The sequence below is a fragment of the Microvirga terricola genome, from assembly GCF_011777495.1.
Lineage (GTDB): Bacteria > Pseudomonadota > Alphaproteobacteria > Rhizobiales > Beijerinckiaceae > Microvirga > Microvirga terricola.
Genome location: NZ_JAATJS010000004.1, coordinates 428,942 through 450,442, shown reverse-complemented (window position 1 = coordinate 450,442; position 21,501 = coordinate 428,942). Strand labels below are relative to the sequence as shown.

The window sequence follows — 21,501 nt, the reverse complement described above, 5'->3', positions numbered from 1 at the left end:
CGTGATCGGGGATAAGACGGCCAAGTTTTGCAGGATCGCTCATGACCACCGATCAATTCTCCTTCACCGTCACCAAGACCGATGGAGCGGCGCGCACCGGCGAGATCCGGATGCCGCGCGGCGTCATCCGCACGCCGGCTTTCATGCCTGTCGGCACCGCGGCGACGGTGAAGGCGATGTATCCTGATCAGGTAAAGGCGCTGGGGGCCGATGTGGTCCTCGGCAACACCTATCACCTCATGCTGCGCCCCACGGCCGAGCGCGTGGCGAAGCTCGGCGGGCTGCACAAGTTCATGAACTGGCCCTATCCGATCCTCACCGATTCCGGCGGGTTCCAAGTCATGTCACTGTCGGCCCTGCGGAAGATCGATGAGAACGGCGTCACCTTCCAGTCGCACATCGACGGCTCGACCCACGTGATGACGCCGGAGCGCTCCATCGAGATCCAGGGGCTTCTCGGCTCCGACATCCAAATGCAGCTCGACGAGTGCGTGAAGCTGCCCTGCACCGATGCAGTGGCGGAGAAGGCGATGCAACTGTCCCTGCGCTGGGCCGAGCGCTGCCGCGTCGCCTTTGGCGAACAGCCGGGGCGGGCGATGTTCGGCATCGTGCAAGGCGGCGCGGTGGAGCGTCTTCGCATCGAGAGCGCGAAGGAACTCGCGCAACTCGACCTCAAGGGCTACGCCATTGGCGGCCTCGCCGTCGGTGAGCCGCAGGAGGTCATGCTCCGCATGATCGAAACCGTCGAGCCGCATATGCCGAAGGAAAAGCCGCGTTACCTGATGGGCGTCGGCACGCCGGACGACATCGTGGAATCCGTGCGCCGTGGCGTCGACATGTTTGACTGCGTCATGCCCACCCGCGCGGGCCGCCACGGCCAGGTGTTCACCCGCCACGGCCGCATGAATCTGCGCAATGCGAGGTTCGCGGAGGATTTGCGTCCCCTTGATGCGGATTCCAAATGCGTCGCGTCGAACACCTATTCCCGCGCTTATCTCCATCATCTCGTCCGTTCGAACGAGATTTTGGGGATGATGCTGCTGACCTGGAACAACCTGGCTTATTACCAGGAGCTGATGGCGGGCCTGCGCAAAGCCATCGCGGATGGCCGGCTTGAGGATTACATCGGCGAGGTGAAAGAGAGCTGGGCCAAGGGCGAGCGCGACGGTAAGGCGGAGAACGGAGCCGTCGCGGCAAGCGCTTGATATCCGCCGCGCCTTTCCCCTCCCCACAAGGGGGAGGAGAGCGAGGGGCGCGAACGAGTAAAGCCTACACCGCCTTCAAATACCGGATCGGCCGTCCTGGTGCGATCATCTCGGCGGCGGCGATGATGCCCTGTGCGTCGATGCCGAAGTGGCGGTAGAGATCCTGCACCGTGCCGGTCTGCCCGAAGTGCTCGACGCCGAGCGAGCGGGTGCGGTGGCCCATGACGGAGCCGAGCCATGCGAGCGTCGCCGGGTGGCCGTCGATGACGGTCACGAGCCCACAATGGGGCTGAAGCTCGCCGAGCAGGCGTTCGATATGGGAGCGGGCATGGATGAGGCCGCGTTCGCGGGCGCGCTGCGCTGCCGTCCAACCTGCATTCAGCCTGTCGGCTGAGGTGATGGCGAGAAGACCGATGTCGCGCCGATCTTCGGCCATGAGGCCCACGGCTTCAATGGCTTCCGGCGCAACCGCGCCCGTATAGGCGACGACCACCTGCGCGTTCGGTCCGGGCTTGCGCATCCAGTAAGCGCCATCGACGATGTCGGACGCGAGTTCCGGCGTCATGGCGCGCTGCGGCTGGTCGATGGTGCGGGTGGACATGCGTAAGTAAACCGAGCCGCCGGTTTCATCGCGCAGCCATGTGCGTTCGCTTGGCTCGCCTTCGCCGTTGCGTTGGAGGTAGTCGAAGGCCCAACGCATGACGACCGACAATTCATCGACGAAGGCAGGCTCGAACGAGGCCAGCCCGTCCTGCGCCAGGCCGATCAACGGCGTGCCGATGGACTGATGCGCGCCGCCTTCCGGCGCCAGCGTCACGCCCGACGGAGTCGCCGCGATGATGAAGCGCGCGTCCTGATAGCAGGCGTAATTCAGCGCATCGAGACCACGCGCGATGAAAGGATCATAGAGCGTGCCGATGGGGATGATGCGCTCGCCGAAGAGCGAGTGTGAAAGACCCAGCGCCGAGAGCAGGATGAACAGGTTCATCTCCGCGATGCCAAGTTCGATGTGCTGGCCTTTCGGGCTGAACTCCCAAGTGAAAGTCGAGGGAATGCGCTCGGATTTGAACAGGTCCTTCATTTCCTGACGCGCGAACAAGCCGCGCCGGTTCACCCACGCGCCAAGATTGGTGGAGACGGTCACGTCCGGCGCCGTGGTTACGATGCGGTCCGCGAGCGGCTCCGACGAACGGGCCAGCTCGTTGAGGATGAGGCCAAAACCTTGCTGCGTCGACATGCTCGGCTGCGCGGGCGTTGTCAGTGCGGCGGGCACTGGGACCTTCGGCGCCTCGAAACGGCGCTTCCCGCGCGCGTTGAACGGCACGGAGGCCAGGAATTTTTCCAGCTCCGCCGGTGGCAGGCTCAAGCCTTCGAACTTGTCCCATTCATGGCCCGGCCGCACTTTCGCGGAAGCGCGATAGCCTTCCATCTGCGTCGGCGTCAGCAGCCCCGCATGGTTGTCCTTGTGCCCGGCGAGCGGCAGGCCAAAGCCCTTGATCGTATAGGCGATGAAGACCGTCGGGCGGTCATGGTCGATAGTTTCGAAGGCGTGCAGCAGGCTCGGTAGATCGTGCCCGCCGAGATTGGACATGAGCCGCGCCAGTTCCTCGTCCGTCCGCTTCTCGATGAGCCGCGTCACCGGGCCCTGATCGCCGAGATCGTCGAGGAGCCGCTTGCGCCACGCCGCGCCGCCCTGGAAGGTGAGGGCGGAATAGAGCTGGTTGGGGCAGGAATCGATCCATTCGCGGAGCTTCTCTCCGCCCGGCTCGCGGAAAGCCTCCTGCATCAGCGAGCCGTGCTTGAGCACCACCACGTCCCAGCCGAAGGAGCGGAAGATCGACTCGAAGCGGGCATAAAGCCCCTCGCGCACCACGGCGTCGAGGCTCTGGCGGTTGTAGTCAATGATCCACCAGGTGTTGCGGATACCCTGTTTCCAGCCTTCCAGCAGGGCCTCGAAGATGTTGCCTTCGTCCATCTCCGCGTCGCCCACGAGGGAGATCATGCGGCCTTCTGGTTTGTCCTTGGCCCAATGCTCCTTCACGTAATCCTGCACGAGGCTGGCGAAGAGCGTCTGCGCCACGCCGAGGCCGACCGAGCCAGTGGAGAAGTCCACGTCGTCGATGTCCTTGGTGCGGGAGGGATAGGACTGCGCGCCCTTATACCCCCGGAAGTTTTCCAGCTTTTCCCGGGTCTGGTTGCCCAGAAGATATTGGATGGCATGGAAAATCGGGCTCGCATGAGGTTTCACCGCCACCCGGTCCTCGGGTTTCAGCACCGCGAGGTAGAGCGCCGTCATGATGGTCGAGAGCGAGGCCGAGGACGCCTGGTGCCCGCCGATCTTCAGGCCGTCCAGATTCGGGCGCACATGGTTGGCGTTGTGGATCGTCCAACTGGCAAGCCACAGAATCTTGCGCTCGAGTTCGGCGAGATAGGGCAGGCGAGGATCGGTCATCGGGGCAACTCGAAAGAAAGGGCGTTGCCGGAACATAGGCACAGGACCGCGCCGCCGACAATCGCGACATAAGAGACAGCCGCTCGCCTACATCTGATAATCGGCCGCCACGGTCTGATCCGCCCCGCGTGTCGCGCGAACCTGGTTCAGCACCAGCGAGAGGACGATCGACACGATGAAATTCAAGCCGAGTGCATAGAGCGCCGCGTAGCCGGGGATGGTGAGCCCGTCGAGGGAAAACGGTACCACCGCCGATTGGAAGCTCTGCGTCGCCGCCATCCAGGTCCCGGTCACGATGCCGACAGCCCAGCCAGCTAGCAGCGCCCAGGGGTTCAGCCACGCCGTATAAAGGCTGACGATGACCGTGGGGATGGTCTGGCTGATCCAGATGCCGCCAAGCAGCTGGAGCTGAATGGCGTATTGCAGCGGCAGGAAAATGATGAAGATGAGCGCGCCGAACTTGACGATCAGCGATACGATCTTCGCGTTCTTGGCCTCCTGCTGCGGCGTCCGGTCGGGGTTGATGAACGGCACGTAGATATTGCGGGTGAAGAGGTTCGAGGCCGCAATCGACATGATGGCGGCAGGCACCAATCCGCCGATGGCGATGGCCGCGAAGGCGATGCCCGCGAACCAATCGGGGAAGGAATGCAGAATCAGCGCCGGCACAGCAAAATTGGAGCCGTAACGGGCGAAGTGATCGGCAAATTCCGGCAGCTTGTTCACGTTTGCCGCAAGCGCCATGAAACCTGTCAACGCCAGAAGCCCGAGCAGGAATGAGTAGGCCGGCAGGTAGGCCGCGTTACGGCGGATCACCTCGCGGCCACTCGAACTCAGGATCGCCGTGACCGTATGGGGATAGAGGAAGAGCGCGAAGGCGGACCCGAGAGCCAACGTCGCATAGGCCGAGTACTGGCCGAGATTGCCACCCTTCGGAGAGGTGAGAAGAAGCTTCGACTCAGGAATATCGGCAAAGAGGCTGGCATACCCGCCGAGCTTGATCGGAATCACCACGACCATGGCGATGACAGTGATGTAGATCAACGTGTCCTTGACCACGGCAATCATCGCGGGCGCGCGCAGCCCGCTCGTATAGGTGAAAGCGGCCAGAATAACGAAGGCGATAATCAGCGGCAGATCGCCGAGGAGCCCTGGAGCCTCCACGCCCATCGCACCGATCACCACCTCGATGCCCAACAATTGCAACGCGATATAGGGCATGGTTGCGACGATGCCCGTGATCGCGACGGCGAGCGCTAGCCAGCGGTTGCCGTATCGCCCTTCAACGAAATCGGCTGCGGTGATGTAGTTGTGTTTGTGTGCAACAGCCCACATCCGGGGCAGGATGAGGAAGACCAGCGGATAGACGATGATGGTGTAGGGCAGGGCGAAGAAGCCGATAGCGCCCGCGCCGAAGACCAGAGCTGGAACCGCAATGAAGGTATAGGCGGTATAGACATCGCCGCCGAGCAGGAACCAGATGACCACGGTGCCGAGCCGTCGCCCCGCGAGCCCCCATTCGTGCAGGAGGTCGAGATCGCCTTTTCGCCAGTTGGCGGCCACGAAGCCGAGGACCGTGATGAACCCGAAGAGCAGAACGAAGATGATCAAAGCGGTCCAGTTCATGTTCGTCCTCCTTGGGACAAACGGTCCGCGAACGGCCCAGCCTAGCCGGTCATGCGGTGCACCAGAACGATCAGGCCCGAGGTCACAAAGACCCAGGCGAATTGATACCAGTAGAAGAACGGAACGCCCCAGAGGCTCGGCTCGACCGAATTGTAGAATGGGACCCAGAGCAGGGCGATGAAGGGGATGATCAGCAGCAGGTTCCAGGCGGGGGACCCGCGCGGCCGGGTCTCAAGGGGTTCGGGCATCGAACGGACCCTCCCTCGGTTCAACAGGTTCCGCCTAGCCGAATGTGGCCCAAGCGAGCCTACCTAAAGAAACGGAACGGTTCGTGTTGGTTCCACGAATGTTTTCAATCTCGCAGGTGCACATAAACCGGGGGCAGCGGGCATTTTCGATTGACCGCGAGGCCTGGAGCCCCTATTCCGGGCACACCTCTGGGAGCGCGTAGCTCAGCCGGTAGAGCATCTGACTTTTAATCAGAGGGTCCTGGGTTCGAGTCCCAGCGCGCTCACCAATGAAAATCAAGGGTTTGCGGTCCGGCTGCCGCTTTCTCATCATCCCTTGAATGCGAACCGGGATGCCTGGCAACGGGGCCGCGAGATGGTCCGCCGGCTTCAGCAGAAGTAGTAATAAAAATCGTAGTATCCGGCCGCTGTTGGCGGCTGCTGGACGCCTTGGAGCAACCTCTGCTCGGTGATGCCTTTGCGGTCGATGAGTTCCATGTCGAGGATGTGCGAAGCCGTCGAGACGCAGGCGGTGGTACGGCGGCGGGCGGCCCCTATGTCAGTGTGATCGACACGCCATGCCCAGCTGGCGTGCGATCAGTTCTGGAAGGGGAAGCTCAGTGTTGCATGCCTCTCGGTTGATCTCATTAGCCACCGCCGTTCCGCCCCATGTGCTCGTGCAGAGCGATGTTTCCGCCGCTGCGAGCAACATCTTTTCATCGCGCTACAAGGATTTTGATAGACTTTCACGAGTGTTCGACACCGCAGGCATCGACAAGCGTCACGCGGTCCAGCCGCTTGAATGGTTTTTCGAGCAGCATGGCTGGCCGGAACGCACTGCCGCCTATCTCGAAGGGGCGCTCTCGCTCTTCGTGGAAGCTGCGACGAAAGCGCTAGATCAGGCCGGAATAGGAGCTAAGGAGATCGACACCATCGTGACGGTGTCCTCCACCGGCATCGCGACGCCGAGCTTGGAGGCGCGGGCTTTCGGGCTGATGGGGTTTCGCGAGGACGTGCAGCGCGTTCCGGTCTTCGGCCTGGGTTGCGCGGGAGGTGTGAGCGGCCTTTCCATCGCGGCGAGGCTCGCGGCCGCGCAGCCGGGAAGCACCGTCCTACTGGTGGCGGTTGAACTGTGCACGCTCGCTTTTCGCCTTGATGAACTGACCAAGGCCAATATCGTCGCCACCGCCTTGTTCGGCGACGGTGCTGCCGCTTGCGTCTTGCGCAGCGCGGGGGAGGGGATCGCCGAAGTCGAGGCCGCCGGCGAGCATACCTGGCAGGATACGCTCGATATCATGGGCTGGAACGTCGACCCGGAAGGTTTTGGCGTCGTCTTTGCGCGGGCCATTCCGCCGTTTGCGGAAGAACATCTTGGGCCGGCGGTCTCCGGTATTCTCGACCGGGTGGGGTTGGGCATGAACGATGTCGACCGCTTCATCTGCCATCCGGGCGGGAAGAAGGTCATCACGGCCCTGGAGCGGGCCTTGTCGCTTCATCAGGGGTCGCTCGATCACGAGCGGGTCGTGCTCTCCGAATACGGCAACATGTCCGCGCCGACGGTGCTGTTCGTGCTCAAGCGCGCCGTGCAGGCCGGGCTGCCGCATCGCTCCGTATTGACGGCGCTCGGGCCGGGATTCACCGCGAGCTGCGTTTCGTTGAAGAGCGCCGCATGACTCTGGCTCTTGCGCTTCTTCTTTTCGTGACAGCGGAGCGCCTGGGCGAACTTTGGTTGGCGCGGCGCAATACGGAGCGGCTGATTGCGCAGGGCGGCCTGGAGGTTGCGCCGGAGCACTATCCCCTGATCGTCGCGCTTCACGCTGCCTGGCTCGGCGGGCTCTGGTGGCTCGGTTGGGATCGGCCCGTCAATCTCGGCTGGCTTGCGGTTTTCGTCTGCTTCTTGGCCCTGAGGGTTTGGGTCCTGATGACTCTTGGCCGCCGCTGGACGACGCGTATCATCGTGATGCCGGGGGAGACGCTGGTGCGAGGCGGCCCTTACCGTTTTCTGTCACACCCCAATTACGCCGTCGTCATTGGCGAGATTGCCGTGCTGCCGCTGGCGCTCGGGCTGCCCTGGTTCGCGCTCGTTTTCTCGATTCTGAACGCTCTCGTCCTCTCCATCCGCATTCGGGCCGAGAATGCGGCGCTCGGTCGGCACTGACCGCCGGGCTTCGTAACATCATCCAGATTCTGGTCGGTCAGCTCGTCCTGGGGGCGGGGAGCGCCTGCGCCGTTACCGTCCGTCGATTTGACTCTGCCTTGGCTTTGGAGGACATGGAGCGCTTGGACGGGCTTTTTGCCCGTAGGAATTCTTTTGCTACAAGACATTTTTCAGCCTCTGGAGTTCTTGATGGACGGTCTCGTCGCCCAGCAACGCTTGTCCTTGCGCCATTTTTCCGTGGCGCAGATGGCGGCCGCCATCGAGCGAAGCCATGTGCGCCTTTGCGCCGTTCTCGTGCTGTTGGCGCTCGCCTGCTTCCTGCCGGGCTTCACTTCGCTCCAGCCCATGGACCGGGACGAGCCGCGCTATGCGCAGGCCTCGAAGCAGATGCTCGAGACCCGCGATTTCGTGGATATCCGCTTCCAGGACGAGGCCCGCCATAAGAAGCCGGTCGGCATCTACTGGATGCAGAGCGCGACTGTCGCTCTCGGCGAGGCGCTGGGCGTGCCGGAGGCCCACACGACCATCGCGCTTTACCGGCTTCCTTCGCTGTTCGGGGCGCTGGCGACGGTTCTTTTGACCTACTGGGCGGCCTTGGCTTTCGTGGGTCGGCGAGGGGCCTTTCTCACCGCCGCCCTCATGGCGACGTCGATCATCCTCATGGTCGAGGCGCGTCTCGCCAAGACCGACGCCATGCTGACCGCCTGTTCCGTCGCGGTCATGGGCGGCCTGGCGCGGGCCTATCTGGGCCGCGGAGCTGGGATTCTTCCCCGCCGGACGCTGCTGATCTTCTGGTTGGGCTTTGCCGCCGGCATTCTCATCAAAGGACCACTGGTCCTGATGTTCGCGGGGACTTGCGCCGCCGTTCTTTCCTACAAGGAACGCTCGGCTCGCTGGCTCCTGACGCTACGCCCCTGGCTTGGCGCGCTGGCGACGCTGCTGATCGTGCTGCCCTGGTTCATCGCCATCGCCATCAAGAGCGGCGGCGCGTTCTATTCGGAGGCCGTCGGCCACGACATGCTCGGTAAGGTCGGCACTGCGCAGTCCTATCATTGGGCGCCGCCGGGCTTCTATCTCATCGCCTATTTCGCCACCTTCTGGCCGGGCGCGATTTTGGCGACGATCGCTATCCCCTTCGCCTGGAAGCATCGGCGGGAAGAGCCGGTCGCTTTCGCGTTGGCTTGGGCCATTCCGTCGTGGCTGATTTTCGAGGCGGTGCCGACGAAACTGCCGCATTATGTGATGCCGCTCTATCCGGCGATTGGCCTTGTCGCCGTGATGGCGATCTCGCGCCATTTCGTCGGGCCGTATCGTCCAGGCGCAAGGGCCGCGACGGTCCTCATCCCCTTCATCCCCGTTGGCCTGACGGTCGGGTTGTCTGCCGTCGCATGGTCCTTTGACGGCACGCTGCCTTATCGCGGACTTCCGTTCATGATCGCGTCTTCGCTGGTGGCGCTGTACGCTTGGCGGATGTTCGTGAAGGATCGGGTTCTCAACACCCTTGCGGCAGGTTTCATCTCGTCCGCGTTGCTGGCTCTCGGCGTGTTCGGCTTCGCGCAGCTCGATCTGCGCTCGCTGAAGCTCTCGCCGCGGCTTGCCGAAGTCGCACACAATCTCCCATGCGAGAACCCGCGCGTGGCGACGCTCGGTTATCGCGAACCCAGCCTGGTCTTCCTGGTCGGCACCGATTTGGAAATGCTCGAGACCGGCCCCGAGGCCTCTTCCTTCCTGAAGCAGGGCGGTTGCCGTCTCGTTTTCGTGGAGAAGCGCTTCGAAGATGCGTTCCGCGCGGAGAATGACCGGCTGGGCCAGCATCCGACCCTCTCGACCCGCGTCACGGGTTTCAATATCAACAGCGGGCGGCGGCTCGACATTGGTGCCTATTCGTCAGGCTCCTGAGGCCGCCTTCGCCCTTTCCAGAGGGGGCCTGAACGGCCCTTGATCGATGACCGTTACCCTTCCGGCCCCGCGCGTCAGCGTCGTTGTGCCAGTCAAGAACGAGGCTCTGAACATTCTCCCCCTCGTGGAGGAGATCGAGCGCGCCTGCGCCCGGATTGGTCAGTTCGAGCTGATTTACGTCGATGACGGGTCCACGGACGCGACCGTCGAGCAGGTCCTGAGCGCTCGCGCGACCCGGCCCTGGCTTCGCCTCGTGCGTCACGATGCCAGCTCCGGGCAGAGTGCAGCGGTGCGGTCGGGCGTTCAGGCTGCGAGCGGCGCGATCATCGTGACCCTCGATGGCGACGGACAGAACGATCCGGCCTTTATTCCGCAACTGGTTGCTGCCCTCGATGACCCCTCCATCGGGCTCGCCGCCGGACAGCGCCTCGCTCGCAAAGGCGCTTCCAAGCGCTGGCAATCCCGCATCGCCAACGGCGTGCGCGGTCGCATTCTGAAGGACGGCACGCGTGACACGGGATGCGGGCTGAAAGCTTTTCGGCGCGATGTCTATCTGCGCCTGCCTTATTTCGATGCCTTGCACCGCTTCATGCCTGCGCTGGTGAAGCGTGAGGGTTATAAGATCGCCCATGTGGACGTGGTCGACAGGCCGCGCCATGCCGGGCAGTCCAATTACGGCCTATTCGACCGTCTGTGGGTCGGCATTCTCGACCTTGCCGGCGTGTGGTGGCTGTTGCGCCGCCGGCGCCGCGTGCCGGTCGCCCAGGAGATTATCTGATGCTGATACGGCTCGCCCACGATCTCGGCTTGTATTTCTACGACGTGATCGTCACGCGTTTCGACCTTTGGGCGGCCTTCGGCGTGCTCGCGCAGTTCGTGTTCGGCGCGCGCTTTCTCGTGCAATGGATTGCCAGCGAGAAGGCGGAAAAGAGCGTGATCCCGGTCGGCTTCTGGTTTCTGTCCATCGGCGGCGGGTTGATGACGCTCGTCTATGGCTTCGCGCGGCACGACATCGTCATCATCCTCGGCCAGGTCTTTTCCATCTTCATCTACGTCCGCAATCTCATGTTGATTGCGAAGGACGCGAAGAACAGGAAGAGCGTACAGGCCGAGGCAGAGCTTGAAGCGGCGGGATAAGCCGAAAAAGCTTTCCCGCCGAGGCACTATTCCGGATTAAGCCGCCTTCGCGTCGGCTTCCTTCAGGCGCTTGAAACCGGCGTCGAGATCGCGCTTCAGATCGTCGAGATCCTCAAGGCCGATGTGGAAGCGTAGCGCATGTCCGCCGGGCTTCCATTGCGTTGCCGTCCGATAGGTCGCGCAGTCGAACGGGATCACGAGGCTCTCGAAACCACCCCACGAATATCCCATGCCGAACAGGGCGAGGCCGTCGAGCATGGCGGCGAGCGCCTGATCCGAGCATGGCTTCAGGATGACCGAGAACAGGCCGGACGAGCCCTTGAAGTCGCGCTTCCAGATGTCGTGACCGGGGCAGTTTTCCAGGGCCGGGTGGAGGACTTGCGCCACCTCCGGCCGGGCCGCCAGCCAGCGGGCCATGTCGAGGGCCTGCTTCTCATGTTCCTTCAGACGCAGGGCCATGGTGCGCAAGCCGCGCAGGCCGAGGAAGACATCCTCCGGTCCCGGACACATGGCGAAGGCGTCATAGGTGTCACGCAGCGCCGGGAAGCAGCGCTCGTTGGCCGAAACCAGGCCGAGCAGGAGATCGGAGCCGCCGCTGAGGTACTTGGTGCCCGCCTCGATGGCGATGTCGACGCCGCGCTCGTGCGGGGGGAAGAAGAGGGGGGTCGCCCAAGTGTTGTCCATAATCACGACCGCGCCGTGCTTATGCGCAACGTCGGCGATGGCCGGGATGTCCTGCATCTCGAAAGACTGCGATCCGGGCGATTCCGTAAAGACAACTTTGGTGTTCGGCCTCAGCAGCGAGGCGATTCCGGCGCCCACGAGCGGATCGTAATAGGTGGTTTCCACACCAAATTTCTTGAGCATCCCGTCGCAGAAATGGCGGGTCGGGCGATAGACGGAATCCGTCATCAACAGGTGATCGCCGGCCTTGAGGCAGGACAGGAGCGCGAGCGTTACGGCCGCAAGACCTGACGGTGCGAGAACTGTCCCTGCGGAACGCGTCAGCTCCGTCCAGGCCTTCTCGAGGGCTTCCGTCGTCGGAGTTCCTTTTGTTCCATAGGAGTAGCGGCCGCGTCGGTGCAGCAGATCGTCCGTCGTCGCGTAGAGGACCGTCGAGCCACGATAGATCGGGGTGTTGACGAAACCATGCTGCTCGAAAGGTTCACGGCCAGCATGGACGAGGCGGGTACGGTCACCGAGATCGGAGGGCTTTGAAGGAAGTTTTGACATTGTTTCAAAGGGATAATGACGGGGAATCGATGTGACGACGCCGGGCGTTTGGCGTCAACCCCGGCCTTGGGCGCGTTCCATCAAGACTTGACCAGTTACCAATCATGGAATGTGATGGGTTGATGTCGTTTCGTTCGGAAGCGACGCGGAACGGTCTAACAGGGAACACGACCCCGAGCGGCACGAAAAGCCTCCAAGCCGCGTTTATAGATTGGGAGAATATAGGATCATGAAAAAGGCTATCGTATCGATTGCCTTCGGCCTGACGGCCAGCCTGCTCGCTGCAGGCTCCGCGTCGGCTCAAGCTACCCTCGCAAGCGTGAAGCAGAAGGGCTACCTGACCTGCGGTTCGAACACCGGCCTCGCCGGCTTCGGCCTGCCGGATGCCCAAGGCAACTGGACCGGTCTCGACGTCGATTTCTGCCGCGCGATGTCGGCGGCCATCTTCGACGATCCGACGAAGATCCGCTTCATTCCGCTCTCCGCCAAGGACCGCTTCACCGCGCTCCAGTCGGGCGAAGTGGACGTGCTGGCCCGTAACTCGACCGTGACCATGTCGCGCGACACCCAGCTCGGCCTCGATTTCCCGGCCATCAACTACTTCGACGGCCAGGGCTTCATGGTCCGCAAGAAGCTCGGCGTGTCCTCGGCCAAAGAGCTGAACGGCGCTTCCATCTGCACCCAGCAGGGCACCACGACCGAGCTGAACCTCGCGGACTACTTCCGCGCCAACAACATGAAGTACGAAGTCGTAGCCTTCGCGACCTCGGACGAGACTTTCAAGGCCTATGACGCCGGCCGTTGCGACGCGTTCACCACCGACGCTTCCGGCCTCTACTCCGAGCGTCTGCGCGCGTCGAACCCGGACGATCATATCGTTTTGCCGGAAATCATCTCGAAGGAGCCGCTCGCGGTGGCGGTGCGTCATGGCGACAACCAATGGGGCGATATCGTCCGCTGGACCCACAACGCCATGCTGGACGCTGAAGAGCTTGGTGTCACCAAGGCCAACGTCGACCAGATGAAGGGCTCCGACAACCCGGAGATCAAGCGTCTGCTCGGCACCGAGGGCAAGTTCGGCGAGGCGGTCGGCCTCCCCAACGATTGGGCCTATCGGATCATCAAGCACGTCGGCAACTACGGCGAGAGCTTCGAGCGGAACGTCGGCGAAGGCTCCAAGCTGAAGATCAAGCGCGGCCTCAATGCGCAGTGGACGAAGGGCGGCCTGCAATACGGCCTGCCGGTTCGCTAAGCGAAATGAACACGGGCGTCCGGAGCGATCCGGGCGCCCCTTTTAAAAGCTGCTGCCCCACAGGCCGTCACCAATGAAGGTGAAGGGCCCAAAAACAACAAGCCTCCAGAGGATGGGTTCAGTGCAGAGTTCTGTCAGTCAGGCATTGCCGCCGAAGAAATCGTTTCTGTACGATCCCAAGGTGCGCGGAATTTTCTACCAGACGCTCCTGGTCTGCGTCGTCGGCTATCTGTTTTACATCGCAGCGACGAACGCCGTCGATAATCTGCGGCGCGCCAAGATTGCTTCCGGTTTCGGATTTCTGGAAAACACTGCCGGGTTCGATATCAGCCAGACGCTGATTTCGTTCAGTGCCGCCGGTTCGACCTATGGCGACGCTTTCATCGTCGGCCTTCTCAATACCCTGATCGTTTCCGCCATCGGCATCGTCTTCGCGACCTTTCTCGGCTTTGCGGTCGGCATCGCGCGCTTGTCGTCCAACTGGATGGTGGCCAAGGTCGCGATGGTCTATGTCGAAACGCTGCGCAATATCCCGCTGCTGCTGCAATTGCTGTTCTGGTACATCGCGGTGCTCGGGCCGCTGCCGCAGCCGCGCGATTCCTTCTCCCTGGGTGCCGGGTTCTTCCTGAACGCTCGCGGCCTGTTCATGCCACGCCCCCTCTACGCGGCTGATGCGTGGGCCATTGGTGTGGCTTTCGCCATTGGCGTCGTGGTGACCATTCTGTTTCGCCGCTGGGCCAAGAAGCAGCAGGCAGCGACGGGCCGTCAGTATCCGGTCGGCTGGGCCACGCTCGGCCTCGTGCTTGGGCTTCCGGTTGCCACATGGATCGTGCTGGCCCTGATGAACGCCAATCCCGTCAGTTTCGACATGCCGGTCAAAGGCACGTTCAATCTTCGCGGCGGCATGCAGATCCTGCCGGAGTTCGTGGCGCTCCTCGTTGGCCTCACGACCTATACGGCAGCCTTCATTGCCGAGGTGGTCCGCGCCGGTATTCTGGCCGTGTCGAAAGGCCAGACGGAGGCGGCGGGTTCGCTCGGCCTCAAGTCGGGCCAGACGCTCCGTCTTGTCGTGATCCCGCAAGCGATGCGCGTCATCATCCCGCCGCTGACGAGCCAGTATCTCAACCTGACGAAGAACTCCTCGCTCGCGGTGGCTATCGGCTATCCCGATCTCGTGCAGGTCTTCATGGGCACCGTTCTCAACCAGACAGGGCAGGCGGTCGAGGTCGTCATGATCACCATGGGCGTGTACCTGACCATCAGCCTCGTGACCTCGTTCGTCATGAACATCTACAACCGCCGCGTGGCGATTGTCGAACGGTAGGAAACTCTCATGAACACCGCCGTCGATATGTCCCGTTTCGTCCGCTCCGAGAAGATCGAGGCGCTGCCTCCGCCGAGTCTCACACGCGGGCCGCTCGCGTGGATGCGCGAGAACCTCTTCTCAAGCCCGCTCAACACGCTGCTGACCCTGGTGGTCGCATATCTCCTGTACGTCATTATTCCGCCCCTGGTGGAGTTTCTCGTTATCAATGCGGTGTGGACGGGCACGGATCGCAGTGCCTGCCGCGCGGAAACGGCCGGTCACCCGGTCGGAGCGTGCTGGGCCTTCGTCATCGATAAGATCAACTTCTTCACCTATGGCTCCTACCCGGCCACGGAGCGGTGGAGGGTCAACATCTTCTTCGTGCTGCTGGCGATTGGCGTGGGCTGGCTGCTGTGGCTGCGCGCGCCCCGCAGAGACCTGGGGGCGATTTATTTCTTCTGGCTGTTCCCGGTGATCTCATACATCCTGCTCACAGGCGGCAATGTCAGCCTGGGGATCGGCTTCTGGAGTACTTTCGCCGTCAGCGGAGCGCTTCTGGTTGTTGCGCTTGCGGCTGCCGCCTATGCGCTGAAAACCTCGATCCGTTCCGCGATGCTGATCGGTTTGGGCATCGTCGCGGTCATCGGGATCACGCTGGGCCTCGTCAGTATCAACTGGGGGCTTGAGCCGGTCCCGACGTCGCGCTGGGGCGGCATTCTCGTGACGCTTCTGGTGGCGACCGTCGGCATCGTGTTCTCGTTGCCCTTCGGCATCCTTCTCGCCCTTGGGCGACGCTCGAAGCTGCCGATCCTGCGGATGGCCTCGGTCATCTTCATCGAGTTCGTTCGCGGCGTGCCGTTGATCACCGTGCTGATCATGGCGAATACGATGCTGCCGCTCTTCCTGCCGGGCGACGTGACGGTGGACCGTCTTGCGCGTCCGCTGATCGGCGTCGCGCTTTTCGCCTCGGCCTATATGGCGGAGGTGGTCCGCGGCGGCCTGCAGGCCATGCCGAAGGGGCAGTATGAAGGCGCGATGTCCTTAGGGCTCAACTACCCGCAGATGATGGCCTTCATCATTCTGCCGCAGGCGCTGCGGATTGTGATTCCCGGCATCGTGAATACCTTCATCGGGTTGTTCAAGGACACGTCGCTGGTGTCGATCGTCGGCATTTTCGATCTGGTCAAGGCGATCGAATCCTCGCGTATCGACCCCAATTGGGCAGCCCCGACCATCGGCATCACCGGTTATGCCTTCGCGGCCTTGTTCTACTTCATCTTCTGCTTCGGCATGTCTCGCTATTCGCTCGGCGTCGAGCGCCGCCTCGCGGCAGGTCAGAAACGATAACATTCATGGCAACGACAATGACAGCTCAACAGATTCCCGCAGCGACCTTCGATCCGAAGGCCGAGGCCGCCGTTCAGATGATCGGCGTGCACAAGTGGTACGGCGAATTCCACGTGCTGCGTGACATCAACCTCAATGTCCGCCGCGGCGAGCGCATCGTGATCTGCGGACCTTCGGGTTCCGGAAAATCGACCATGATCCGCTGCATCAACCGGCTGGAAGAGCACCAGAAGGGCCGCATCATCGTCGATGGTACGGAACTGACCAACGACCTGAAGCGCATCGACGAGGTGCGCCGCGATGTCGGCATGGTGTTCCAACACTTCAACCTCTTCCCGCATCTCACCATCCTCGAGAACTGCACGCTCGCCCCTATCTGGGTGAAGAAGATGGCAAAGAAGGACGCGGAAGAGGTCGCCATGAAGTACCTGACCCGGGTTAAGATCCCGGAACAGGCCAACAAATATCCCGGGCAGCTCTCGGGCGGCCAGCAGCAGCGCGTGGCGATTGCCCGCTCGCTCTGCATGAACCCCAAGATCATGCTGTTCGACGAGCCGACCTCGGCGCTCGACCCGGAAATGGTCAAGGAAGTGCTCGACACCATGGTCGGCCTCGCGGAAGAGGGCATGACCATGCTCTGCGTGACCCACGAAATGGGCTTCGCCCGTCAGGTCGCGGACCGCGTGATCTTCATGGATTACGGGCAGATCGTGGAGATGAACACACCCAACGAGTTCTTCAAGAACCCGCAGCACGAGCGCACCAAGCTCTTCCTGAGCCAGATCCTGCACTGAAGACTGGTCCGACAAAAAAGCCCCAGCATCGCTGGGGCTTTTTTGTAGCTCTTAGGTTCGATACCGGTCGTTTAGGGGCCTTTTGCCGGTCCCGTTTCAATCGGAAGGTCCGTGCGTGCGCCCCATTCCGACCATGAACCGTCATAGATGGCCTTTGCCGGGTGACCGAGGCGCTCAAAAGCCAGCGCGATGATGGCGGCCGAGACGCCCGAACCGCAGCTCGCGACGATAGGTTTATTGAGGTCAATCCCGGCGTCCGCCATCGCGGCTCTGAGCGAAGCGTTATCCTTCAGGCGGCCATTTTCGACGATGTCACCCCAGGGCAGGTTGAGGGAGCCCGGGATGTGCCCGGCTCGCAATCCGGCGCGTGGCTCGGGGGCTTCTCCTCTGAAGCGGTCCGCTGCGCGTGCATCGACGACCTGCGCGGAGCCGGATTGCGTAGCGCTGAGCACCTGCGCTGCGTCCGCGACCGCAGCGCGGTCGAGGCGGGCCGAAAAGGCTTTGGCCGTAGGCGAGCGCTGCGGACCTCGCTCCACCAGCCGACCTTCGGCCTTCCAAGCGGGTAGGCCGCCTTCGAGAATGCGCACGTCCCGGGCGCCGAAAATGCGGAATGTCCAGGCGACGCGCGGCGCGGAAAAAAGGCCGAGGCCGTCATAGACAATGACGGTTGTGTCGTTGCCGATGCCCAACGCGCCCGTTGCGAACGCGAAATCCGCCTCGGACGGCAGCATGTGCGGCAGTGGCGAAGAGGCATCCTTGACCTTGTCGAGGTCGAAGCGAACCGCGCCGGGAATATGCCCGGCGAGATATTCCGCATCCGGATCGCGGTTCTGCGCAGGCAGGTACCACGAGGCGTCGACGATGACGACGTTCGGATCGTTCAGATGGTCTTGCAGCCAGGTCGTGGAGACGAAGGAGTTGGACATTTGAAACTCATTGGTGAGGGACGAAGTCCATTCAATCGACGAGCGATATGCGGACGCGGCGATTCTGTTTTCCCTTTTTCTCGATATCGGTGATTGCCACCGTTCCGATTTCGCTGGTGCGGCGCACATGCGTGCCGCCACAGGGCTGTAGATCGATGCCCGCAATCTCGACGAGGCGGACACGTCCGGAGCCGCGCGGAGGCTGCACGGACATGGTTTTCACGAGCCCGGGATTCGCATCGAGTTCGGCATCGGTGATCCAGCGGTCGGTGACGGGCGCGTCCTGGCGGATCAACGCATTGAGCTTGTCCGTCAACTCGATCTTGTCGAGACCGGCGTCGGGAATATCGAAGTCGAGCCGCCCATCGCCGTCCCCGATGGCGCCGCCGGTGACCGGATAGGGCAAAACGACGCTCAGGAGGTGTAGAGCGGTGTGGACGCGCATACGCTTGAAGCGCCGCTCCCAATCGAGTTCCAAGCTGACCGTTTCCCCGATCGCGATGCCTGCAACGTTTTCAGCGCCAATCTGGTGAATCACCTGGGAGCGGTCGGCGCCGTAAACGGTATTCGCCACGCCAAGCTTCTCGCCATTCGCGCGCACGAGCACGCCGACATCGCCCGGTTGGCCGCCGCCCTGAGCGTAAAACACCGTGCGGTCGAGAATCACGCCGCCCTCTGGCGTCAGTCCCAGCACAACGGATTGGCAGGAGCGGGTATAGGCATCGTCGCGAAACAAAAGTGTCGTGGCTGTCATCATTGTCCCACATGAAATGCGGCGAGGAAGGTGAAAGCAGAGGGCAATGGGGCGGGCGGGTCAAGCCGTCCACTTATTCCTCGTCGGCGTGGGAGCCCTGCGATCCAAGCTCACGTATGGCGCCGAGCGCGCTGCCAAGCGGGCTATGAGACACGATGGGTTTGGGATAGGCCCCGCCAAGGGCGGGGAGGCGAATCATGATCTGGACCTGCGACCCTATTGCTGGTCGAGAGGCATTGCTCGCCGCGTCCATCGGCAAGCGTACTCCAGAGCCCGATTCGCCCGGTCACGAGCCTACGCGCTGGGGCGGCCCCGCCAAGCGGGCGAAGCCTTCAGATATCTCTTCGAGAAATGCAGAGCAGAGAATCGGAACGCCGGTTGCGGTTGTCGCCCCAAGGCGAGGCCTCGTTGCGGGAAAACGTGGCGGCTCGGATGCCTAGAAGGCCGCATGACCGGCACAGAGGCGGCTCAGTCCGAATATAATTTAATTTTGAGGAGAAAGTTGGCTCCGGCGGTAGGATTCGAACCTACGACCAACGGATTAACAGTCCGCTGCGCTACCGCTGCGCCACGCCGGAATAGTGCCATACCTTAGTCGAGAAACGCGGTTTGCTTCTCGATGGGCGGGGGGAGCCGAAGGTCGCCGCCGCCGAGGTGGGGTGGCATATACCACGGGTTCAGCTGGTTGCAAGTCCCTTCGTCGACTGATCTCGTGAAAAGGGGATGTTGCTCTTTGGTGCGGCGCTCTGCTATGGAGCACCCGTCGCGTTCGCGGCACGCCCCGGATGGCCTCGTGGCGGAGTGGTTACGCAGAGGACTGCAAATCCTTGCACCCCGGTTCGATTCCGGGCGAGGCCTCCAAACGTTTTTCTGAGGCAATCCATGGTCGATTTCACGCAAGCGCGCCGGATAATGGTCGATAGCCAGCTGCGCACTTTCGATGTGAACGACATTCCTCTCTTGGATGCCATGGACAGCATTCCGCGCGAGCGCTTCGTGCTGCCCGGCCGTGAGGAACTGGCCTATATCGACCAGGACCTCCCCGTGAGCGAAGGCGCTGATCGCCGCTACATGATTTCCCCCATGATTGAGGCACGCCTGATCCAGGCGCTCGAAATCGAGACTGGGGACAAGGTTCTCGATGTGGCCTGCGGGCGCGGTTATTCCTCGGCGGTTCTCTCCCGACTCGGTGCGCAGGTGACGGCTCTGGAATCGGACGCAGCCCTGGCGGAGGCCGCTAAGGCAGCCCTTGCGGCGGTGAAGGCGGACAATGTTGCCGTCAAGGTCGGTCCGCTGGAGCAAGGCTGCGTGGAGAACGCTCCTTACAGCGCCATTCTCGTCAACGGAGCCCTTGAGGTCCGCCCGGACGCTCTTCTCCGCCAGCTGGCGGAAGGCGGAAAGCTGGTCTGCGTGCAGGGGCGGGGGCGCTCGGCTCGGGCCACCCTCTACGTCCGTTCCGGCGATACATTTGGCGAGCGCGCTCTTTTCGATGCAGCGGCTCCCATTCTCTCAGCCTTCCAGCTCAAGCCAAGCTTCACTTTTTGATGGTGATAGTGTCGCTTTTTTGCGGCACTTCCCCATTAATCGACCCCAACCTCGGCAGTTATGATTGCCGAGTGAGTTTCCATGAGTATTGTTGCGTCTCAAGTTAGGCGAGTCGTGCTCGCTGCGTTGAGTTGTGTCAAAGTCATTTCAAGCCGGGCTGTGGGTATCACCATCAACCCGGCAGGCAGGTGGGCGTGAACAAGAAACATACTTTCAAAAAACACTACGCGCTCTTCGGTGCCATGACGTCCGCTTTCGTGCTGGCTGGGGCATTCTCCGCCTCCGCCGAGACCCTCGAGAGCGCTCTGGCCAAGGCCTACGGCAACAACCCGACCCTGAATGCCCAGCGGGCCACCGTCCGCGCGAATGACGAGAACGTGGCTCGTGCCAAGTCGGGGTATCGCCCGACGGTCAACGCGACGGCTGACGTGGGGCGGACATTTACCGACTTTGCCCGCAACGGCACCAACGGCACGATCGAGCGACTGACCCCTCACGGCCTCGGCGTGCAGATCGATCAATCCATTTTTAATGGCTTTCGGACGGACAATTCGGTCCGCCAGGCGGAGTCTTCGGTCCTGGGTTCCCGCGAGAACCTGACCAACAACGAGCAGAACACGCTGTTCGATTCCGCCTCCGCCTACATGAACGTGCTGCGCGACACGGCGATTCTCGATCTCCAGCGCAACAACGTCGAGGTGATTGACGAGCAGCTCCGGCAGACTCGCGACCGCTTCAATGTGGGTGAGGTGACCCGGACCGACGTTGCGCAGGCTGAATCCCGCCTAGCACTCGCCCGGTCGCAGGCGAGCGCCGCCGAGGCGAATCTTCGTACCAGTGTCGCGCAATACCGTCAGGTGATCGGCGTCGAGCCGCGGCAGCTTGCTCCGGGCCGCCCGCTCGACAAGCTGCTGCCCAAGAGTGTGGATTCCGCGCTGAAGGTCGCGTTTGAAGAACATCCGGCGATCAAGGGGTCGCTCCACGCGGTCGATGCCGCTGAGTTGCAAGTGAAGATCGAAGAGGGCGCTCTCGTGCCGCAGGTCGGCGTGCGTGGCACCTTCTCGCAGCGCTGGGACAGCCAGATCCAAGGCGACCGCCTGACCTCCGCCTCCGTCGTCGCGCAGCTCACCGTTCCGATTTACGAGGGCGGTCAGACCTATGCAGCGACTCGTCAGGCGAAGGAAACCGTTGGCCAGCGTCGTCTGGAAGCGGATTCCATCCGCGATCAGGTGCGTGCTGCCATCATCTCCTCGTGGGGGCAGCTCGAAGCTGCGCGGGCGCAGATCATCGCCGCGCAAGCGCAAGTGGATGCCTCGGAAACCGCTCTCAACGGCGTGCGCGAAGAAGCGCGTGTCGGTCAGCGCACGACCCTCGACGTGCTCAACGCGCAGCAGGAATTGCTCAGCGCGCGTGTGAATCTCATCACCGCGCAGCGTGACCGCGTGGTTGCGTCCTACGCAGTCGTGCAAGCGATGGGACGTTTGAACTCCCGCAATCTCGGCCTCGCCGTCAATCACTACAACCCGGCCAACCACTACGATCAGGTCAAGGATCTGTGGTGGGGTCTGACGACGCCCGACGGTCGTTAAAAAATATTTCCGGGCAGTCCACATTGCGACTGCCCGGCTCCGCTTGCCTCT

The 21,501-nt window shown here is 62.5% G+C and carries 19 protein-coding genes and 3 tRNA genes; 14 read left to right on the top strand and 8 right to left on the bottom strand.

Annotation, left to right across the window (positions count from 1 at the left end):
• The first annotated feature begins 41 nt into the window (after positions 1-41).
• Positions 42-1,205 (top strand): tRNA guanosine(34) transglycosylase Tgt, encoded by a 1,164-nt coding sequence (gene tgt / locus HB375_RS14230; protein WP_167673643.1) that lies wholly within the window; start codon positions 42-44, stop codon positions 1,203-1,205.
• A gap of 64 nt (positions 1,206-1,269) precedes the next feature.
• On the opposite strand, the gene HB375_RS14225 is transcribed toward tgt, so the two are convergent.
• The 3 genes from HB375_RS14225 to HB375_RS14215 form a co-directional block, all read right to left on the bottom strand.
• Complete coding sequence (locus HB375_RS14225; RefSeq protein WP_167673642.1) at positions 1,270-3,657, bottom strand: transketolase; 2,388 nt, start codon at positions 3,655-3,657, stop codon at positions 1,270-1,272.
• Positions 3,658-3,744: 87 nt separating this feature from the next.
• On the bottom strand, positions 3,745-5,283 hold the full coding sequence (gene mctP, locus HB375_RS14220; RefSeq protein WP_167673641.1) for a monocarboxylate uptake permease MctP: 1,539 nt from the start codon (positions 5,281-5,283) through the stop codon (positions 3,745-3,747).
• A 41-nt stretch (positions 5,284-5,324) separates the two neighbouring features.
• Positions 5,325-5,531 carry a DUF3311 domain-containing protein gene (locus HB375_RS14215; protein ID WP_167673640.1) on the bottom strand — a complete coding sequence of 69 codons (207 nt, stop codon included), beginning with the start codon at positions 5,529-5,531 and terminating at the stop codon, positions 5,325-5,327.
• A 193-nt stretch (positions 5,532-5,724) separates the two neighbouring features.
• Here HB375_RS14215 and HB375_RS14210 point away from each other — a divergent pair.
• The 6 genes from HB375_RS14210 to HB375_RS14185 all read left to right on the top strand — a co-directional run bounded on the left by HB375_RS14210 (position 5,725) and on the right by HB375_RS14185 (position 10,704).
• Positions 5,725-5,800, top strand: a tRNA-Lys gene (locus HB375_RS14210).
• 330 nt (positions 5,801-6,130) lie between these two features.
• Complete coding sequence (locus HB375_RS14205; protein ID WP_343232421.1) at positions 6,131-7,183, top strand: type III polyketide synthase; 1,053 nt, start codon at positions 6,131-6,133, stop codon at positions 7,181-7,183.
• Positions 7,180-7,668 (top strand): isoprenylcysteine carboxyl methyltransferase family protein, encoded by a 489-nt coding sequence (locus tag HB375_RS14200; RefSeq protein WP_167673638.1) that lies wholly within the window; start codon positions 7,180-7,182, stop codon positions 7,666-7,668. The genes HB375_RS14205 and HB375_RS14200 overlap by 4 nt, the downstream gene beginning before the upstream one ends.
• 189 nt (positions 7,669-7,857) lie before the next feature.
• Positions 7,858-9,567 (top strand): ArnT family glycosyltransferase, encoded by a 1,710-nt coding sequence (locus tag HB375_RS14195; RefSeq protein ID WP_167673637.1) that lies wholly within the window; start codon positions 7,858-7,860, stop codon positions 9,565-9,567.
• A gap of 46 nt (positions 9,568-9,613) precedes the next feature.
• Positions 9,614-10,345, top strand: coding sequence for a glycosyltransferase family 2 protein (locus HB375_RS14190; protein WP_167673636.1), 732 nt, complete (start codon positions 9,614-9,616; stop codon positions 10,343-10,345).
• The gene (locus HB375_RS14185) at positions 10,345-10,704 is read left to right on the top strand and encodes a lipid-A-disaccharide synthase N-terminal domain-containing protein (protein ID WP_167673635.1); all 360 of its coding nucleotides are present in this window, start codon (positions 10,345-10,347) and stop codon (positions 10,702-10,704) included. The genes HB375_RS14190 and HB375_RS14185 overlap by 1 nt, the downstream gene beginning before the upstream one ends.
• A 36-nt stretch (positions 10,705-10,740) precedes the next feature.
• On the opposite strand, the gene metC is transcribed toward HB375_RS14185, so the two are convergent.
• On the bottom strand, positions 10,741-11,937 hold the full coding sequence (metC, locus tag HB375_RS14180; protein ID WP_167673634.1) for a cystathionine beta-lyase: 1,197 nt from the start codon (positions 11,935-11,937) through the stop codon (positions 10,741-10,743).
• 229 nt (positions 11,938-12,166) lie between these two features.
• Here metC and HB375_RS14175 point away from each other — a divergent pair, with 229 nt between their 5' ends.
• The 4 genes from HB375_RS14175 (at position 12,167) to HB375_RS14160 (ending at position 16,636) form a co-directional block, all read left to right on the top strand.
• Positions 12,167-13,189: an amino acid ABC transporter substrate-binding protein gene (locus HB375_RS14175; RefSeq protein WP_167673633.1), complete on the top strand. Its 1,023-nt coding sequence runs from the start codon at positions 12,167-12,169 to the stop codon at positions 13,187-13,189.
• A gap of 112 nt (positions 13,190-13,301) precedes the next feature.
• Positions 13,302-14,513: an amino acid ABC transporter permease gene (locus HB375_RS14170; protein WP_167673632.1), complete on the top strand. Its 1,212-nt coding sequence runs from the start codon at positions 13,302-13,304 to the stop codon at positions 14,511-14,513.
• A gap of 9 nt (positions 14,514-14,522) precedes the next feature.
• The gene (locus HB375_RS14165; protein WP_167673631.1) at positions 14,523-15,842 is read left to right on the top strand and encodes an amino acid ABC transporter permease; all 1,320 of its coding nucleotides are present in this window, start codon (positions 14,523-14,525) and stop codon (positions 15,840-15,842) included.
• A 5-nt stretch (positions 15,843-15,847) separates the two neighbouring features.
• Positions 15,848-16,636: an amino acid ABC transporter ATP-binding protein gene (locus HB375_RS14160; RefSeq protein ID WP_425515180.1), complete on the top strand. Its 789-nt coding sequence runs from the start codon at positions 15,848-15,850 to the stop codon at positions 16,634-16,636.
• 71 nt (positions 16,637-16,707) lie between these two features.
• Here HB375_RS14160 and sseA read toward each other — a convergent pair whose 3' ends face one another.
• From sseA to HB375_RS14145, 4 genes are all read right to left on the bottom strand, one after another.
• On the bottom strand, positions 16,708-17,562 hold the full coding sequence (sseA, locus tag HB375_RS14155; protein WP_167673629.1) for a 3-mercaptopyruvate sulfurtransferase: 855 nt from the start codon (positions 17,560-17,562) through the stop codon (positions 16,708-16,710).
• A gap of 31 nt (positions 17,563-17,593) precedes the next feature.
• Positions 17,594-18,316, bottom strand: a complete 723-nt coding sequence (locus HB375_RS14150) for an alanyl-tRNA editing protein (protein WP_167673628.1) — start codon at positions 18,314-18,316, stop codon at positions 17,594-17,596.
• Positions 18,317-18,389: 73 nt separating this feature from the next.
• Positions 18,390-18,515: a hypothetical protein gene (locus HB375_RS18435; RefSeq protein WP_281409351.1), complete on the bottom strand. Its 126-nt coding sequence runs from the start codon at positions 18,513-18,515 to the stop codon at positions 18,390-18,392.
• A gap of 304 nt (positions 18,516-18,819) precedes the next feature.
• Positions 18,820-18,894: transfer RNA gene (locus HB375_RS14145), tRNA-Asn, on the bottom strand.
• Between the two features lie 209 nt (positions 18,895-19,103).
• Here HB375_RS14145 and HB375_RS14140 point away from each other — a divergent pair.
• The 3 genes from HB375_RS14140 to HB375_RS14130 all read left to right on the top strand — a co-directional run bounded on the left by HB375_RS14140 (position 19,104) and on the right by HB375_RS14130 (position 21,450).
• Positions 19,104-19,177 (top strand) — tRNA-Cys (locus tag HB375_RS14140).
• A gap of 21 nt (positions 19,178-19,198) precedes the next feature.
• On the top strand, positions 19,199-19,861 hold the full coding sequence (locus tag HB375_RS14135) for a protein-L-isoaspartate O-methyltransferase family protein (RefSeq protein WP_167673627.1): 663 nt from the start codon (positions 19,199-19,201) through the stop codon (positions 19,859-19,861).
• A gap of 242 nt (positions 19,862-20,103) precedes the next feature.
• Positions 20,104-21,450, top strand: a complete 1,347-nt coding sequence (locus HB375_RS14130) for a TolC family outer membrane protein (protein WP_167673757.1) — start codon at positions 20,104-20,106, stop codon at positions 21,448-21,450.
• Positions 21,451-21,501: the final 51 nt, after the last annotated feature.